Raw genomic sequence first — 16,396 nt, 5'->3', positions numbered from 1 at the left:
GGGGGGGGGGGGGCCCGGGTCGGGGGGTTATACCGACAATTTGTTGGTGGCCGCCCCCCCCGCTTCCGCCCCCCCCCCCGCTCCCACATGACCTTCTGTTGTCATTACCCTGTGCAACAGTCTAAAAAATCTCACGCGTGAGCTATTGAGGGCCACGAAAATTGCCTGTAGTGTTTCTCACGCGTGAGATTTTCACTACGGAGTCACCAGTATGAAAAGCAGCTCTCCATCAGATCCGCCTACCGGATCTGTGACCGATTCAACGAGCCAAAAGGGAGAGCGCTCAAAACCGTCCGCGAAAAAACCATCCAGCTTCTATATGAAGCAGATGCGCGCGGGCCTGGGTGCCGCCGGTTATGTGAAACACGAGACTTGGGTGCTTCCCGAAAACCGAAGCCTGCTCAAGCAGATGGAGAAACAGCTACGCCAACCGATTCTGGCTGGCTCATTCATGTCGGAGAATTACATGAGCGCAGGTAATAACTGGAACATCGATCGCCTCTACAGCGCCCTTCAGGCCCTCGACGAAGTGGTTTCGAACGACATCACCCTTTCCCTCATTCAAGGCTCCGAGTCCAGCATCAAGCTGGAAATGAACGAGTTCGGTGGCTTGCCGATTTACATCGCGGTGGTTGGCGATCAGATCATCGTCGATACCGTTCTGGTCGATATCGAGTCCATCAACGACGTACCGGCATTCAATGATGCTGTTCTGCGCAGCCGGGAAATGTTCCCGCTGTCCTCGATCGGTATCGAGTCCATGCCCAACGGGCAGATCGTTTACAACATGTTCGGCGCACTCAGCTCCGACTCCAGCCTGACCAACGTCGTGACCGAGGTCAAAACCCTCGTCGACAACGTCCAGCGCGCCAGCGAAGCCTTTGAACGTTTCTTCATCTAATTTTTCGGGAACAGGAAATATCCAATGACTCAGTCCATCTGGAGCAAATTGTTCACCGCGCTGCGTGGCGGTGCCAACGAAGTCGGCGAATCGATCGTCGACCAACAGGCCCTGCGCATCCTCGACCAGGAAATTCGCGATGCTGACAGCGCGCTGGCCAACGCCAAGCGTGAGCTGGTCACCATCATGGCCAAACACAAACTGTCGGCTGATCGCGTCAGCGAGTACAACGCCAAGATCAAGGATCTGGAATCCAAGGCTCTGGCCGCGATCCAGGCCAACCGCGAAGACCTGGCACTGGAAGTGGCCGAAGCCATTTCGACCCTGACCAATGAACTGGATGTCGAGCAAAAGCAGGCCACCGAATTCGGCGGTTATGCGGACAATATGCGCAAAGACATCACCAAGGCCGAAAGCCGCATCAAAAGCCTGCGCCAGCAAGTGGACATGGCCAAGGCGCGTGAAAGCGTACAGAAAGCCCAGGTCAGTGCTTCGATCGCCAGTGGCGGCGCCAACGGCAAGCTGGAAACTGCCGTCGGTACGCTGAACCGCCTGCAAGCCAAACAGCAGCAACGCGCCGCTGAACTGGAAGCCCAGGACCAACTGGCCGATGCGTCGACCGGCACCGACCTGGAGCGCAAGCTGCGCGATGCCGGCATCACGCCGAACGAAGGCAGCGCCAATGCGATTCTGGAACGCCTGAAGAAAAAATCGGCTGAGTAACCGGCCCTGATGCCTGGCGCATAACCTGTGGGAGCGGGCTTGCTCGCGAAGAGGGAGTATCAGTCGACATCAATGTTGCCTGACACACCGCCTTCGCGAGCAAGCCCGCTCCCACATGGATTCGTTGCCTTCTTTTTTGTCGACTCGAGGTCATGGATGGATGCCCTGAAGGGTTTCAAGACAATCGCGGGTGTGGCCCTCTTCATGGTCGCGCTGCAACTGCTCAATGTGGCGACTGGCTACAGCCTTATTGCCTTCGGCCTGGTGCCGAGAACATGGCAGGGACTGGTCGGCATCATCACCTCGCCTTTCTTGCACGGGTCCTTTGCGCACCTGAGCACCAACCTGATTGCCTTTTTGATCCTCGGTACTTTGGTCATTGTCGAAGGGCTCAGCCGGTTCATGGCCGTCAGCGCCATCATTATTCTGCTGGGCGGTTCGCTGGTCTGGCTGTTCGGTTTTGCAGGCGTTCACATCGGTGCCAGCGGATGGGTATTCGGGCTGTGGGCGTACCTCCTGTCGCGCGCCTGGTTCCAGAGGAGCTGGAGCAACCTGATAACGGCCAGTGTCGTGGTCCTGCTCTATGGTGGTCTGATTTTTGGCTTCCTTCCCCGCCAGGGCATGTCTTTCGAAGGGCATATCTTTGGTGCGATCGCCGGATTTATTGCAGCCAAGGTACTGTTATCTACGCCGCGCAGCAGGTTTAATGCCACCCGGTAACCGCACTTGAGCACTCAGACGCCAGAGCGATTACGTCGCCAGGAATGAGCCCCCCACGGAGTCAGGGATGTAATGTCGATTTTCCTTTTATTGCGCACGTACGCCTCGTCCTTCTTCCATCGGTTCGGCTGGGCAGGCCTGGCCATTGCGCTGGGTATACACATAAGCACGGCCTATATCGGCCTGGTGATTCTGGGCGAACAACACCTCACCGCTCCCGCCACGTTTACCTATTTCTATCTCACCACCACGCTCACCGTCGGCTATGGCGATCTCGCGCCACAGACAGACGCAGGACGAATTTTCGTGGCCACCTGGGTCATGCTCGGGGGCATTGCGCTGCTGACGGCAGCCATCGGCAAAACCACCAGCAGTGTCATCGATGTATGGAGAAAAGGCATGAAGGGCAAAGGCGATTTCACCGGCAAGGTCGGCCATACCGTTCTCATTGGCTGGGAAGGCGCATCCAGCGAGCGGGTCATTGAATTATTGCTGCAGGACGAAACCTCCAATGACAACCTGATCGTCATTTGCGATTGCGACCTCGAAGAAAATCCCATGCCGGGCAAAGCGGACTTTATCAAAGGCGAAAGCCTGTCCTCTGCCGCGCTGTTGCTGCGGGCCGGCGTCCCCGGTGCCGAACGCGTACTGGTGCGAACCCATTCAGACGACCTGACCCTGGCCACCGTGCTGGCAGTCAATCAATTGAGCCCGGTCGGCCATGTAGTCGCCCACTTCAATGAAAGCGAAATCGCCGCCCTTGCCAGCGCCTACGCGCCCAGCCTGGAATGCACCTCGAGCATGGCCATCGAGATGTTGGTACGCGCCTCTCAGGATCCGGGCTCATCCGCGGTCATCAATGAATTGCTGTGCGTGGGTCAAGGCGCCACCCAGTACCTGATGAAACTGCCCGAGACCTTTGAAGCCACGTTCGGCGATCTGTATGCACAGCTGAAAGAACAGCACAACGCGACCCTTATCGGCTACCGCGCCAAAGGCGCCCGACAGCCTTCGATCAACCCGCCCGGCGCCACTCGCGTTGAGGGCGGCGAACTCTTCTACATCGCCTCCTCTCGCCTCAAGGAAATCACCAATGGGATGGTTTAAACAGTTGATGGGGCTTGAGGCCCCGAAAGCGAATACTGAATCGAAATGGGCAGCCAACGAAACCCTGCCCGCCATCGGCCCGCTGGGCCTGGCATTGGGCAAAGAGGTGATGTTCGACACCACCCTGAAGTTGTTGCTCGACGGTAACACCACCGTGGTCATCCCTGGCTCCCAACAGATCTGGAGCGCTGGCACGGTTGATCTCGGGCAGTCGACCTGGCTGTCACGCTATTACATGAATGACGAAGACTTCTGGCTGCAAGTGCACACCACTGGCGACATCGCCGGCCAGGTCGAGTCGGTGATCCTGTTCAATTACCTCAACTACATCACCATCAACAGTGAAGCGGAGCTGAGTCGGCTGGCCGGCCCTCAGAGCCTGATCGGGCTGCCGACCTACACCCACAACGGTGTCGAATACACCCGAGAATGGGGCACCGAGAACGGCCAGACAGAACTGGTGGCGCTGAGCGAACACCTGAAAAACCCGGATGAGTCCTACAGCATCGAGCACCGTTCGATGCTGTATGCCCGCGAAACCGGCCTGACCGATCGCCGGGAATTCCTGCTGTTTTCCGTCGAAGAAGACGCCGAAGGCACCATCAGCTTGAGCACGTCGCTGGGCATTTCGCTGTACACCACTGACCTGAACACTTTTTAAATAAGGAAGAAGTCCATGCTTGAAGCGCTCTCCATCTCCCTGAACAAAGCCGCCGTGCTCGGGTTTGTTTTGTACATCCTCGGTGCCGCCGTACTGTTCGCGCTGTTCCAGTTCATCTACACCCGAATCACCCCGCACAAAGAGTTCGAACTGATCCGTTCTGGCAACGTTGCGGCCTCGATCGCACTGGGTGGCGCCATCATCGGTTTCGCCATTCCGGCCAGCAATGTGATCGCCTACTCGATCAGCATTCTGGACTTCGTCGTCTGGGCAGTGATCGCCGCTTTTGTACAACTGCTGGCTTTTCTGGTGACCAGCCTGGTGCTTAAAGGCGCCTCTGAACGAATTAAGAAAGGCGAAATCGCTGCGGGTATCTATGTCGCGGCAGTGGCCATCAGCGTCGGCATGTTGAACGCCGCCTGCATGACCCCTTCCCAGAACTGATTGCGCCACGGAGATCCCGATGAAACGAAGCAAGTACGTTCAGCTCTCGCTGGCCGCGTCGGTCGCCATGGCCATATCAGGTTGCGGGCAAGCGGAAAAGACCTACCCGGTGCAGAAGAAATACAACTTCCAGTCCGTTCAGCAGTGCGCCGATGAAAAGCTCCCGGTGGACGTCTGCTCTGACGCCTACATGAGCGCCATGGCCGAGCACCGCCGCATCGCGCCGGTCTACGACAACCAGGCCGATTGCGATGCCGACTTTGTCGCCGACTGGTGCCAACAGGATTCCGCCGGCAAGTTCATCCCCAAGCTGGGTGGTTTCGAACTGACTGCCGATGGCGAGGTAACACAATCCCAAGTGGACGCAGCCAAGGCTCAATTACCCGCCTCGGAAGCGAACACTGGAGGCTCCGGGTTCTCCGGCACCAGCCTGCTGACCGGCCTGCTGATCGGCAACATGCTGAGCAGCAACCGCAACAGCTACTTCTCCGAGCCGGTCTACCGCTACCGCGATGATCGCGGCAACTACGGCTCCTCGACGCTCAACCAGCGGATTTCCAAAGGCTCAACCTTTACCAAGTCCAATCAGGCGAGGTATGGCAGCAGCAGCTACGCCGACTCAATCCGTTCCGGCAGCAAGCCGATGTCCGTTGCCTCATCCACCTCCCGTGGCGGCTTCGGCAGCAAAGCCAGCGCCCGCAGCGGCTGGGGCGGTTCGAGTAGTGCTGGCCGATCGAGCAGTTAAGGAACGAGCACCATGAAGAAGATCCTCTGCGCAGAGCGTCATGACTGGAAACAGACCGCCGAAAGTCTTGGCTTTCTGTTCCATACCATCGACGACGAACCCTATTGGGACGAGAGCGCGTATTACCAATTCACGCTCAAACAGATCGAGAACGATCTCGAAGACCCGACCACCGAGATTCATGAGATGTGCATGGACCTGGTGGCCCGCGTGGTGCAGAGCGAGGAGCTGCTGGAGCGCCTGAGCATTCCCGCGCCATTCTTCGACATGGTTCGCACTTCATGGCTCGAAGGCCACCCGCATCTGTATGGGCGTATGGATTTCTCCTACAACGGCAGCGGGCCCGCCAAGTTGCTGGAACTCAACTACGACACGCCGACCAGCCTGTATGAGGCCGCGGCGTTTCAATGGGGCTGGCTGGAGCAATGCATCGAACGCGGCTTGCTGCCCAAGCATGCCGACCAGTTCAACAGCATCGACACCAAGCTGCATCAGGCCTTTGCCCAACTGCAGCTCAAACAGCCCTTCTATTTCGCCTCGATGAAAGACTCGGTCGAAGACAAAGGCACCACCGACTACTTGCGCCTGATCGCGGAAAAGGTCGGCATCGAATCGCGACACATCGATATCGAAGACATCGGCCTCACCGCTGAAGGACGTTTCGTCGATTTAGAAGATCGCTGGATTCCTCACCTGTTCAAGCTGCATGCCTGGGAGTTCATCTTCCACGAGCCCTTTGGTGCAGCGATTGCCCAGAGCGACACCCAGTTTTTCGAGCCGGCCTGGAAATCCATCATCTCCAACAAGGGCATCCTGCCGCTGCTGTGGGAGTTCAACAAAGGTCACCCTAACCTGCTCGCGGCACACCTGGATGCCGACCCGAGCAAAGCGGTGCCCAAAGGTTGGGTGCGCAAACCGTTCTTTTCCCGGGAAGGCGCCAACATCGAGTTGCAAACGGCTGACGGTCTGATCGTAAAAGAGGACGGACCCTACACCGACGCGCCATTTATCCTTCAGGAGTTCGCCCCACTGCCGAAGTTTGGCGACAGCTTTACGCTGGTGGGTTCCTGGGTCATTGGCGATCAGGCAGCCGGTATTGGTGTGCGGGAAGACAACAGTTTGATCACCAAGGATTCGAGCCGTTTCTTGCCGCACCTGATACTCGACTGACCCATCCATCGCCGGTGTGGACATAAGTACGATGTCCGCAAGACTTACGGCTGAAATACCGGATAATGGCGGCCATTCGTTTAGCCGTTATTCTGGTAATCCCCCATGGAAATCAAGGTCAACTTTCTCGACAACCTTCGACTTGAAGCCAAGTTCGATGACTTCACGGTGGTGGCCGATCAACCTATCCGCTACAAGGGCGATGGCTCGGCACCAGGTCCGTTCGATTACTTCCTGGCTTCGTCGGCGTTGTGTGCAGCTTATTTCGTGAAGTTGTACTGCGACACGCGCAGTATTCCCACGGATAACATCCGCCTGTCGCAGAACAACATTGTTGATCCGGAAAACCGCTACAACCAGATTTTCAAGATCCAGGTCGAGTTGCCGGCGGACATCTCCGACAAGGATCGCCAGGGCATCCTGCGTTCCATCGACCGTTGCACCGTGAAAAAAGTGGTGCAAGCCGGGCCTGAGTTTGTGATTGAAGAGGTGGAAAACCTCGACGCCGATGCCCAGGCGTTGCTAATGCCTGCGTCCAGTTCAGAGGCGAGCACTTATATCGCGGGCAAGGATCTGCCGCTGGAGCAAACCATCGCCAATATGTCAGCCATTCTGGCGGACCTGGGCATGAAGATTGAAATCGCCTCGTGGCGCAATATCGTGCCCAATGTGTGGTCGCTGCACATCCGCGATGCGCATTCGCCGCTGTGCTTTACCAATGGCAAGGGGGCGACCAAAGAAGGCGCGTTGGCCTCGGCGCTGGGCGAGTTTATCGAGCGACTCAACTGCAACTTCTTCTACAACGACCAGTTCTGGGGCGAAGACATCGCCAACGCAGCGTTTGTGCACTACCCGGACGAACGCTGGTTCAAGCCTGGCCGTAAAGATGAGCTGCCAACTGAAATTCTCGACGAGTACTGCCTGAAGATTTACAACCGCGACGGCGAGTTGCGTGGTTCCCATCTGATCGATACCAACTCGGGCAATGAAGAGCGCGGCATCTGCTCACTGCCGTACGTGCGCCAGTCGGATGGCGAGGTGGTGTACTTCCCGTCCAACCTGATTGAAAACCTGTTCCTGAGCAACGGCATGAGTGCCGGTAACACGCTGGCCGAAGCCCAGGTGCAGTGCCTGTCGGAGATCTTCGAACGCGCGGTAAAACGCGAAATCATCGAAGGCGAATTTGCACTGCCGGATGTGCCCGCCCACGTGCTGGCGAAGTACCCCGGGATACTGGCCGGGATTCAGGCGCTGGAAGAGCAAGGTTTCCCTGTGTTGGTGAAGGATGCGTCCCTGGGCGGTGAATTCCCGGTGATGTGCGTCACGTTGATGAACCCGCGTACCGGCGGTGTGTTCGCCTCGTTCGGCGCGCATCCGAGCCTGGAAGTGGCGCTGGAACGCAGCCTGACCGAATTGCTGCAGGGCCGCAGCTTCGAAGGCCTCAACGACTTGCCACAGCCGACGTTTGAAGGGCATGCGGTGACCGAGCCGAATAACTTCGTCGAGCACTTTATCGACTCCAGCGGCGTGGTGTCGTGGCGCTTCTTCAGTGCCAAATCGGATTACGAATTCGTGGAGTGGGACTTCTCCGGTCAGGGTGAAAACTCGAACGCGGAGGAAGCCGCGACCTTGTTCGGCATTCTCGAAGGCATGGGCAAGGAAGTGTACATGGCGGTCTACGAGCATATCGGCGCGAAGGCATGCCGCATCCTGGTGCCGAACTATTCGGAAATCTATCCCGCGGACGATCTGATCTGGGATAACACCAACAAAGCGCTGTTCTTCCGCACCGACATCCTGAACCTGCATCGCCTGGACGAAGACGAACTGCAAGCGCTGGTTGAGCGTCTGGTGGAAAGTGAGCTGGACGACTACACCGACATCACCACCTTGATCGGCATCGAATTCGACGACAATACGGCTTGGGGTCAGCTGACGATCCTGGAGTTGAAGCTGCTGATTTATCTCGCCTTGCAGCAATTCGAAGAGGCGAAAGAGGCGGTGGAGATGTTCCTTCAGTACAACGACAACACGGTTGAGCGTGGCTTGTTCTACCAGGCCGTCAATGTGGTGCTGGAAATGAAGCTGGACGAAGACCTGGAACTGGAAGACTACGAGGCCAATTTCCGTCGGATGTTTGGCAACGAGCGCACAGATGCAGCAATCGGATCGGTGGACGGCAGCGTGCGCTTCCATGGCTTGACGCCGACCAGCATGAAACTGGAGGGGCTCGACAGGCACCTGCGGTTGATCGACAGCTACAAGAAACTGCACTCGGCACGGGCCAATGTGGCCACTTTATTCAGTTAACAGCGCCCACAAAAAAGCGAAGCCAGATCACTGGCTTCGCTTTTTTTTATTACTTACTGGATAGCTGCTTTTTTAGAACGGGATATCGTCATCAAAGCTGTCGAAATCCGGAGCCGGCTGAGGAGCGGCCTGCTGCTGTGGAGCCGGACGCGACTGTTGCGGTGCCGACTGCTGCGGACGCGGAGCCTGTTGGCGTGGAGCCGGGGCGGACTGCTGGTAGTTATTGCCCCCGCCTTGTTGGTCGCCCTGCTGTGGACGGCCGCCCAACAGCTGCATGGTGCCTTGCATGTCGACCACGATTTCAGTGGTATAACGCTTGATACCGTCTTTTTCCCACTCGCGGGTCTGCAGCTTGCCTTCGATGTACACCTGCGAACCTTTACGCAGGTATTCGCCGGCGATCTCGGCAACCTTGCCGAACATCGACACACGGTGCCATTCGGTCTTCTCGACCTTCTGACCGGTTTGCTTGTCGGTCCATTGTTCGCTGGTCGCCAGACTCAGGTTGGTCACGGCGTTACCGTTAGGCAAGTAGCGAACTTCGGGATCCTGGCCGCAAGTGCCGACCAATATGACTTTGTTAACCCCACGGGCCATAACGTTCTCCTAGGCTTCGCACGCTGTCGCGGCCGGGTTGTTCACCAGACGCTCCAGGGTAGTGCGATCCAATAATTCGGTGTCCAGTTTGATGTAAATCGCCGCTTCATCGGCAACCACGATTGCATCGGTTACTCCAACGACGGCCTTCAGGCGCTCGATCAGGCCAGCTTCACGAATCGCTTCGGGCGACAACGGCAAGCGCAGGCTCGTCACATACGGAGGTTCACGCATGGTAACAGCAAAGGCTAACCAAAGTGCAGCCAGCCCGGCACATCCCAGGAACACAACCGACAAACCGCCATGCTGGAACAGCCAGCCGCCGAGGATCCCGCCCAGTGCCGAACCGAGGAACTGACTGGTGGAATATACCCCCATCGCTGTGCCCTTGCCGCCTGCCGGTGAAACCTTGCTGATCAACGATGGCAAGGAGGCTTCCAGCAGATTGAACGCGGTGAAGAACACCACCGTACCAATCACCAGAGCCCGCAAGCTGTCGCCGAACTGCCAGAAGAATAGCTCAGTGAACATCAGCGTCACGACGGCACCGAGCAAAACTCGTTTCATTTTGCGTCGCTTCTCGCCATAGATAATGAACGGGATCATGGCGAAGAAGGAAATCAGCAACGCGGTCAGGTACACCCACCAATGCTGCTCTTTGGGCAGTCCGGCTTTTTCGACCAGGGCCAGGGGCAACGCAACGAAGCTCGACATCAACATCGCGTGCAACACAAAAATACCCAGGTCCAGGCGCAGCAGGTCCGGATGCTTGAGTGTCGGTATCAGCGCCTGGCGCGCAACGCCGGACTCGCGGTGCTGCAACGGCCCGGTTGCACGCGGCACCATGAACATCACGATGACGATGCCGACCAGCGCCATGCCACCGGTGGCGAAGAACAACCCGGACAGACCGAAGACACGGGTCAGCAACGGGCCTACAACCATGGCGACAGCGAACGACAGACCAATCGTCATGCCGATCATGGCCATGGCTTTGGTCCGATGCTGTTCCCGGGTCAGGTCTGACAGCAACGCCATCACCGCCGCAGAAATCGCCCCGGCACCTTGCAAGATACGTCCGGCGATAACGCCCCAGATCGAATCGGCATTGGCCGCCAGCACACTCCCCAAGGCGAAGATGATCAGCCCCAGGTAAATCACCGGACGACGACCGATGCGATCGGAAATGAAGCCAAAAGGAATCTGAAAGATCGCCTGGGTCAGGCCGTAAGCGCCAATCGCCAACCCGATGAGGGCCGGGGTCGCTCCTGCCAGGTCCATCCCATAGGTCGCCAGAACCGGCAACACCATGAACATGCCAAGCATACGGAAGGCGAACACCAGGGCCAGACCGCTTGCTGCGCGGGTCTCACTGCCACTCATGCGTTCGCTGTGGGGATCGTGCATGGAAAAACCTCATGTGAACCGGCGGCGATTCTACCAGTCCCATCGATTGACGGGGTATATCGCGACGCTATGACGCGCACAGATGACGCAGTCTTCATGCAAGGCTGCGCACCCCGCATTTGATAGTGTGCATCCATCCAGTATTTGGCCGTATACTCCTACGTTTTCGACGCCCGCCGAGCGAGGCCACTTTGGACAAGATCCTGATTCGTGGGGCCCGAACCCACAACCTGAAGAACATCGACCTGACCCTGCCACGGGACAAACTGCTCGTCATCACCGGCCTGTCCGGATCCGGCAAGTCGTCCCTGGCCTTCGACACGCTGTACGCCGAAGGCCAGCGCCGTTATGTCGAATCGCTGTCGGCTTACGCCCGGCAATTCCTGTCGATGATGGAAAAACCTGACGTCGACACCATTGAAGGTCTGTCGCCAGCGATCTCCATCGAACAGAAGTCGACCTCGCACAACCCGCGCTCGACGGTTGGCACCATTACCGAAATCTACGACTACCTGCGCCTGCTCTATGCTCGCGTTGGTATTCCGCGCTGCCCGGATCACGACATTCCGCTGGAAGCCCAGACCGTCAGCCAGATGGTCGACCTGGTGCTGGCACAACCGGAGGGCAGCAAACTGATGCTGCTGGCCCCGGTGATCCGCGAGCGCAAGGGCGAGCACCTCTCGGTCTTCGAAGAACTGCGCGCCCAGGGTTTTGTACGGGCCCGGGTCAACGGCAGGCTTTGCGAGCTGGACGAGTTGCCGAAACTGGATAAACAGAAGAAGCATTCGATCGACGTCGTGGTCGACCGCTTCAAGGTCCGCGCCGATTTGCAACAACGCCTGGCAGAATCGTTCGAGACCGCGCTGAAACTGGCAGACGGTATCGCTCTTGTGGCGCCAATGGATGACGAGCCCGGCGAAGAAATCATCTTCTCCGCGCGCTTCGCCTGCCCGATTTGTGGCCATGCCATCAGCGAGCTGGAACCCAAGCTGTTTTCCTTCAACAACCCGGCCGGCGCCTGCCCGACCTGCGATGGTCTGGGGGTTAAACAGTTCTTCGACACCAAACGACTGGTGAATGGTGAACTGACCCTGGCCGAAGGCGCCATTCGCGGCTGGGACCGGCGCAACGTCTATTACTTCCAGATGCTCGGGTCGTTGGCCGCCCACTACAAGTTCAGCCTTGAAGTGCCGTTCAACGACCTGCCGGCCGATCAGCAGAAGTTCATCCTGCACGGTAGTGGCTCGCAGAACGTCGACTTCAAATACCTGAACGACCGTGGCGATATCGTCAAACGTTCGCACCCGTTCGAAGGCATCGTGCCAAACCTGGAACGCCGCTACCGCGAAACCGAGTCGGCTTCGGTCCGTGAAGAACTGGCCAAATTCCTCAGCACCCAGCCCTGCCCCGATTGCCGCGGCACTCGTCTGCGTCGCGAGGCGCGGCACGTGTGGGTTGGCGAGAAGACCTTGCCGGCGGTTACCAATCTGCCGATTGGCGACGCCTGCGAATATTTCGGCGTACTGAAACTGACCGGCCGCCGTGGCGAAATTGCCGACAAGATTCTCAAGGAAATCCGCGAGCGTTTGCAGTTCCTGGTCAACGTTGGCCTGGACTATCTGTCATTGGATCGCAGTGCCGACACGCTGTCCGGCGGTGAGGCCCAGCGGATTCGCTTGGCTAGCCAGATCGGCGCAGGCCTGGTGGGGGTTCTGTATATCCTCGACGAACCCTCAATTGGGCTGCACCAACGGGACAACGACCGGTTGCTGGGCACCCTCAAGCACCTGCGGGACATCGGTAACACGGTGATCGTGGTCGAGCACGACGAGGATGCGATTCGTCTGGCCGACTATGTGGTGGATATCGGCCCGGGCGCGGGTGTACACGGTGGGCATATCGTCGCCGAAGGTACGCCGGCCGAGGTCATGGCTCACCCTGATTCACTGACCGGCAAGTACCTGTCGGGGCGGGTGAAGATCGCAGTGCCAGCCAAACGCACGCCGCGTAACAAGAAGTTGTCGCTGGCCCTCAAGGGCGCTCGCGGCAACAATTTGCGCAATGTCGATCTGGAGATTCCGATCGGCCTGTTGACCTGCGTGACGGGTGTTTCCGGTTCAGGCAAGTCAACGCTGATCAACAACACACTGTTTCCTTTGAGCGCTACCGCACTCAATGGGGCAACGACCCTGGAAGCGGCTGCTCACGACAGCATTAAAGGCCTGGAACATCTGGACAAGGTTGTGGACATCGACCAGAGCCCGATCGGTCGCACACCGCGCTCCAACCCCGCGACCTATACCGGGCTGTTCACGCCGATTCGCGAGTTGTTCGCCGGTGTGCCGGAATCCCGCTCCCGCGGTTATGGGCCGGGGCGTTTCTCCTTCAACGTGAAGGGTGGTCGTTGCGAAGCCTGTCAGGGCGATGGCCTGATCAAGGTGGAAATGCACTTCCTGCCGGACATCTATGTCCCGTGCGACGTCTGCAAGAGCAAGCGCTACAACCGCGAGACGCTGGAGATCAAGTACAAGGGCAAGAGCATCCACGAAACCCTCGAGATGACTATCGAGGAAGCCCGGGTGTTCTTCGACGCCGTTCCAGCTTTGGCGCGCAAGCTTCAGACGCTGATGGACGTAGGCCTTTCGTACATCAAGCTGGGGCAATCGGCGACGACGCTGTCCGGCGGTGAAGCCCAGCGGGTGAAACTGTCTCGCGAGCTGTCCAAGCGTGATACCGGCAAGACGCTATACATCCTCGATGAGCCGACCACCGGCCTGCACTTTGCGGATATCCAGCAACTGCTCGACGTACTGCATCGTCTGCGCGACCACGGTAATACCGTGGTGGTGATCGAGCACAACCTGGACGTGATCAAGACGGCCGACTGGTTGGTGGACCTGGGGCCGGAAGGTGGTTCCAAGGGTGGGCAGATCATTGCCGTCGGTACGCCTGAAGAAGTGTCCGAGATGAAGCAGTCGCATACCGGCTTCTACCTCAAGCCACTGCTGGAGCGTGATCGGGCCTGAATCCGGCTCCAAAAAAAGCCCCTGTCACTTGCTCAGTGACAGGGGCTTTTTGTATCGGTGCAATCAGGCGTGGGATTGCAGGTAGTTCTCGAGACCGATCAACTTGATCAGACCCATCTGCTTTTCAAGCCAGTAGGTGTGGTCTTCTTCGGTGTCATGCAATTGAACCCGCAGCATCTCGCGGCTGACATAGTCCTTGTGCTGCTCGCAGAGTTCAATGCCCTTGCAGAGCGCGGCGCGGACTTTGTATTCCAGGCGCAGGTCAGCGGCGAGCATGTCCGGCACAGTGGTGCCAACATCAAGGTCGTCCGGACGCATGCGAGGCGTGCCTTCGAGCATCAGAATACGACGCATCAGGGCATCAGCATGCCCGGCTTCTTCTTCCATCTCGTGGTTGATACGTTCGTAGAGCTTGGTGAAACCCCAGTCCTCATACATCCGCGAATGGACGAAATATTGATCACGGGCTGCCAGTTCGCCTGTCAGCAACGTGTTGAGGTAATCGATTACGTCTGGGTGACCTTGCATCGCCCTACATCTCCCTGCTTTAAAGTCTGTAGTTTGAACCAACCTGACTGGAAGGTCACTCGCCCGACGCTATAAAAGCGAAGATATTCTTAGAAAAGCAGCTTAAATAACGCAAAAACCGCCCAAATGAGGGCGGTTCTGCTTATCGTTTAGACTTAGTTAAGCTGTACGTTGAGTGCCTTTGCGATTGCTTCTCCATACACCGGGTCGGCCTTGAAGAAATGCTGCAATTGGCGATCAACCACATCGCTGGAAACTCCTGCCATTGCGCCGGCAATGTTGTTGATCAGCAGGTTTTTCTGCTCCTCGCTCATCAAACGGAACAACGCACCGGCGTGGCTGTAGTAGTCGGTGTCTTCGCGATGATCGTAACGATCAGCCGCGCCGCCCAAGGCCAAAGCAGGTTCCGCATAGCGCGGTGCCTGTTTCGGTGATTCTACGTAACTGTTCGGTTCGTAGTTCGGCGCTGCGCCGCCATTGGCGCCAAACGCCATGGAGCCGTCGCGCTGGTAAGTGTTGACCGGGCTGCGAGGCGCGTTCACCGGCAGCTGCTGGTGATTGGTCCCCACACGATAGCGGTGAGCGTCAGCGTAAGCGAACACGCGACCTTGCAGCATGCGGTCAGGCGACAGACCGACACCCGGGACCATGTTGCTCGGGCCGAACGCCGCCTGCTCGACTTCAGCGAAGTAGTTCAGCGGATTGCGGTTGAGTTCAAGCTCACCCACCTCGATCAATGGGAACTCTTTCTGCGACCAGGTCTTGGTCACGTCGAACGGGTTCTCGTAGTGAGCCGCAGCCTGAGCCTCGGTCATGATCTGGATATTGACACTCCATTTCGGGAAATCACCGCGCTCAATGGCGCCGAACAGATCACGTTGCGCGTAATCCGGATCAGTACCCGCCAGGCGTGCTGCTTCTGCCGGAGCGAGGTTCTTGATCCCTTGCCTGGTTTTGTAGTGCCACTTCACCCAGTGACGCTCGCCATTGGCGTTGATCAGGCTGTAGGTATGGCTGCCGAAGCCATGCATGTGGCGATAGCCGTCAGGGATGCCGCGGTCCGAGAACAGGATAGTGATCTGGTGCAACGCCTCAGGCGAATGCGACCAGAAATCCCACATCGCCTGCGCGCTTTTCAGGTTGCTTTGCGGCAGGCGCTTTTGGGTGTGGATAAAGTCGGGGAATTTCAGCGGGTCGCGAATGAAGAACACCGGCGTGTTGTTGCCAACGATGTCCCAGTTGCCTTCTTCTGTGTAGAACTTCAGGGCAAAACCGCGTGGATCACGCTCAGTGTCAGCCGAACCGCGTTCGCCGCCCACAGTGGAGAATCGCAAGAATGTCGGGGTTTGTTTGCCGACGGATTCAAACAGCTTGGCACTGGTGTATTGAGTGATATCGCGAGTTACGGTGAACGTACCGTAAGCACCCGAACCTTTGGCGTGTACACGACGCTCAGGAATGTTTTCACGGTTGAAATGCGCAAGCTTCTCGATCAGGTGGAAATCGTCGAGCAGCAAAGGGCCACGAGGGCCGGCGGAGCGGGAATTCTGGTTGTCGGCGACAGGAGCGCCACTGGCGGTCGTAAGCGTTTTGTTTTGGCTCATGCGATCTCATCCTCTGTCAGTTTTGGAGCTGCCGGCTAATCGGCGTGGGAGGGAGTATTGACCATCAATCATGGCACCTACAAATTCATTAATTTGCAGACATCAATAGAAAAATACTACCAACAATCCCGCTCATATACTGAAGGCATGAACCGCAAGGAAGCTTGTACGAACAGCGCGTTTTCTGACACGCACAAAAAACCGGGCACTAGGCCCGGTTCTTTGTTTCAGACTGACGTCTTACTCAGCGGATACAGCTTCACCGCCGACAGGACGATCAACCAACTCGACGTACGCCATAGGCGCGTTGTCGCCAGTGCGGAAGCCGCACTTGAGGATGCGCAGGTAGCCACCCTCACGGGTTGCGTAACGCTTGCCCAGGTCGTTGAAGAGCTTACCAACGATAGCTTTCGAACGAGTACGGTCGAATGCCAGACGTCGGTTAGCCAGGCT

Annotated in this window: 15 protein-coding genes; 10 read left to right on the top strand and 5 right to left on the bottom strand. The window is 57.7% G+C overall.

The window, feature by feature from the left end:
* Window positions 1-319 precede the first annotated feature (319 nt).
* The 9 genes from ACIPLA_RS23750 (at window position 320) to ACIPLA_RS23710 (ending at window position 8,781) form a co-directional block, all read left to right on the top strand.
* Window positions 320-901 carry a YjfI family protein gene (locus ACIPLA_RS23750; protein ID WP_192345276.1) on the top strand — a complete coding sequence of 194 codons (582 nt, stop codon included), beginning with the start codon at window positions 320-322 and terminating at the stop codon, window positions 899-901.
* Window positions 902-925: 24 nt separating this feature from the next.
* Window positions 926-1,624 carry a PspA/IM30 family protein gene (locus tag ACIPLA_RS23745; protein WP_008073905.1) on the top strand — a complete coding sequence of 233 codons (699 nt, stop codon included), beginning with the start codon at window positions 926-928 and terminating at the stop codon, window positions 1,622-1,624.
* A 156-nt stretch (window positions 1,625-1,780) separates the two neighbouring features.
* Window positions 1,781-2,344: a rhomboid family intramembrane serine protease gene (locus tag ACIPLA_RS23740; RefSeq protein WP_063342386.1), complete on the top strand. Its 564-nt coding sequence runs from the start codon at window positions 1,781-1,783 to the stop codon at window positions 2,342-2,344.
* Window positions 2,345-2,416: 72 nt separating this feature from the next.
* Window positions 2,417-3,451, top strand: coding sequence for an ion channel (locus tag ACIPLA_RS23735; protein ID WP_401176428.1), 1,035 nt, complete (start codon window positions 2,417-2,419; stop codon window positions 3,449-3,451).
* Window positions 3,438-4,112 carry a DUF2491 family protein gene (locus tag ACIPLA_RS23730; RefSeq protein ID WP_218398899.1) on the top strand — a complete coding sequence of 225 codons (675 nt, stop codon included), beginning with the start codon at window positions 3,438-3,440 and terminating at the stop codon, window positions 4,110-4,112. The genes ACIPLA_RS23735 and ACIPLA_RS23730 overlap by 14 nt, the downstream gene beginning before the upstream one ends.
* Window positions 4,113-4,127: 15 nt before the next feature.
* Window positions 4,128-4,556 carry a DUF350 domain-containing protein gene (locus tag ACIPLA_RS23725; RefSeq protein ID WP_192345271.1) on the top strand — a complete coding sequence of 143 codons (429 nt, stop codon included), beginning with the start codon at window positions 4,128-4,130 and terminating at the stop codon, window positions 4,554-4,556.
* A gap of 19 nt (window positions 4,557-4,575) precedes the next feature.
* A complete protein-coding gene (locus ACIPLA_RS23720; protein ID WP_218398901.1) occupies window positions 4,576-5,301 on the top strand; it encodes a DUF1190 domain-containing protein in 726 nt (241 codons plus the stop codon).
* Between the two features lie 12 nt (window positions 5,302-5,313).
* Window positions 5,314-6,471 carry a glutathionylspermidine synthase family protein gene (locus ACIPLA_RS23715; RefSeq protein ID WP_218398902.1) on the top strand — a complete coding sequence of 386 codons (1,158 nt, stop codon included), beginning with the start codon at window positions 5,314-5,316 and terminating at the stop codon, window positions 6,469-6,471.
* Between the two features lie 105 nt (window positions 6,472-6,576).
* Window positions 6,577-8,781, top strand: coding sequence for an OsmC domain/YcaO domain-containing protein (locus ACIPLA_RS23710; RefSeq protein WP_401176425.1), 2,205 nt, complete (start codon window positions 6,577-6,579; stop codon window positions 8,779-8,781).
* A 72-nt stretch (window positions 8,782-8,853) separates the two neighbouring features.
* On the opposite strand, the gene ACIPLA_RS23705 is transcribed toward ACIPLA_RS23710, so the two are convergent.
* Both ACIPLA_RS23705 and ACIPLA_RS23700 read right to left on the bottom strand, forming a co-directional pair.
* On the bottom strand, window positions 8,854-9,378 hold the full coding sequence (locus tag ACIPLA_RS23705; RefSeq protein WP_007896798.1) for a single-stranded DNA-binding protein: 525 nt from the start codon (window positions 9,376-9,378) through the stop codon (window positions 8,854-8,856).
* 9 nt (window positions 9,379-9,387) lie between these two features.
* A complete protein-coding gene (locus ACIPLA_RS23700; protein ID WP_095054556.1) occupies window positions 9,388-10,785 on the bottom strand; it encodes an MFS transporter in 1,398 nt (465 codons plus the stop codon).
* Between the two features lie 191 nt (window positions 10,786-10,976).
* Here ACIPLA_RS23700 and uvrA point away from each other — a divergent pair, with 191 nt between their 5' ends.
* Window positions 10,977-13,811, top strand: a complete 2,835-nt coding sequence (uvrA, locus tag ACIPLA_RS23695; protein WP_401176420.1) for an excinuclease ABC subunit UvrA — start codon at window positions 10,977-10,979, stop codon at window positions 13,809-13,811.
* A gap of 63 nt (window positions 13,812-13,874) precedes the next feature.
* Here uvrA and bfr read toward each other — a convergent pair whose 3' ends face one another.
* The 3 genes from bfr to rplQ all read right to left on the bottom strand — a co-directional run.
* On the bottom strand, window positions 13,875-14,339 hold the full coding sequence (gene bfr / locus ACIPLA_RS23690) for a bacterioferritin (RefSeq protein WP_007896795.1): 465 nt from the start codon (window positions 14,337-14,339) through the stop codon (window positions 13,875-13,877).
* A gap of 155 nt (window positions 14,340-14,494) precedes the next feature.
* Entirely contained in the window at window positions 14,495-15,943 is a 1,449-nt protein-coding gene (locus ACIPLA_RS23685; RefSeq protein WP_218398904.1) for a catalase, read from the bottom strand.
* A 240-nt stretch (window positions 15,944-16,183) separates the two neighbouring features.
* A partial coding sequence (rplQ, locus tag ACIPLA_RS23680) for a 50S ribosomal protein L17 (protein ID WP_401176417.1) occupies window positions 16,184-16,396 on the bottom strand: 213 nt, incomplete at its 5' end.

Origin of the sequence: Pseudomonas sp. NPDC086112, from assembly GCF_044746425.1 — a bacterium.
GTDB lineage: Bacteria > Pseudomonadota > Gammaproteobacteria > Pseudomonadales > Pseudomonadaceae > Aquipseudomonas.
The sequence above is the reverse complement of the archived record's forward strand: the minus strand, read 5'-3'. Positions and strand labels throughout refer to the sequence as shown.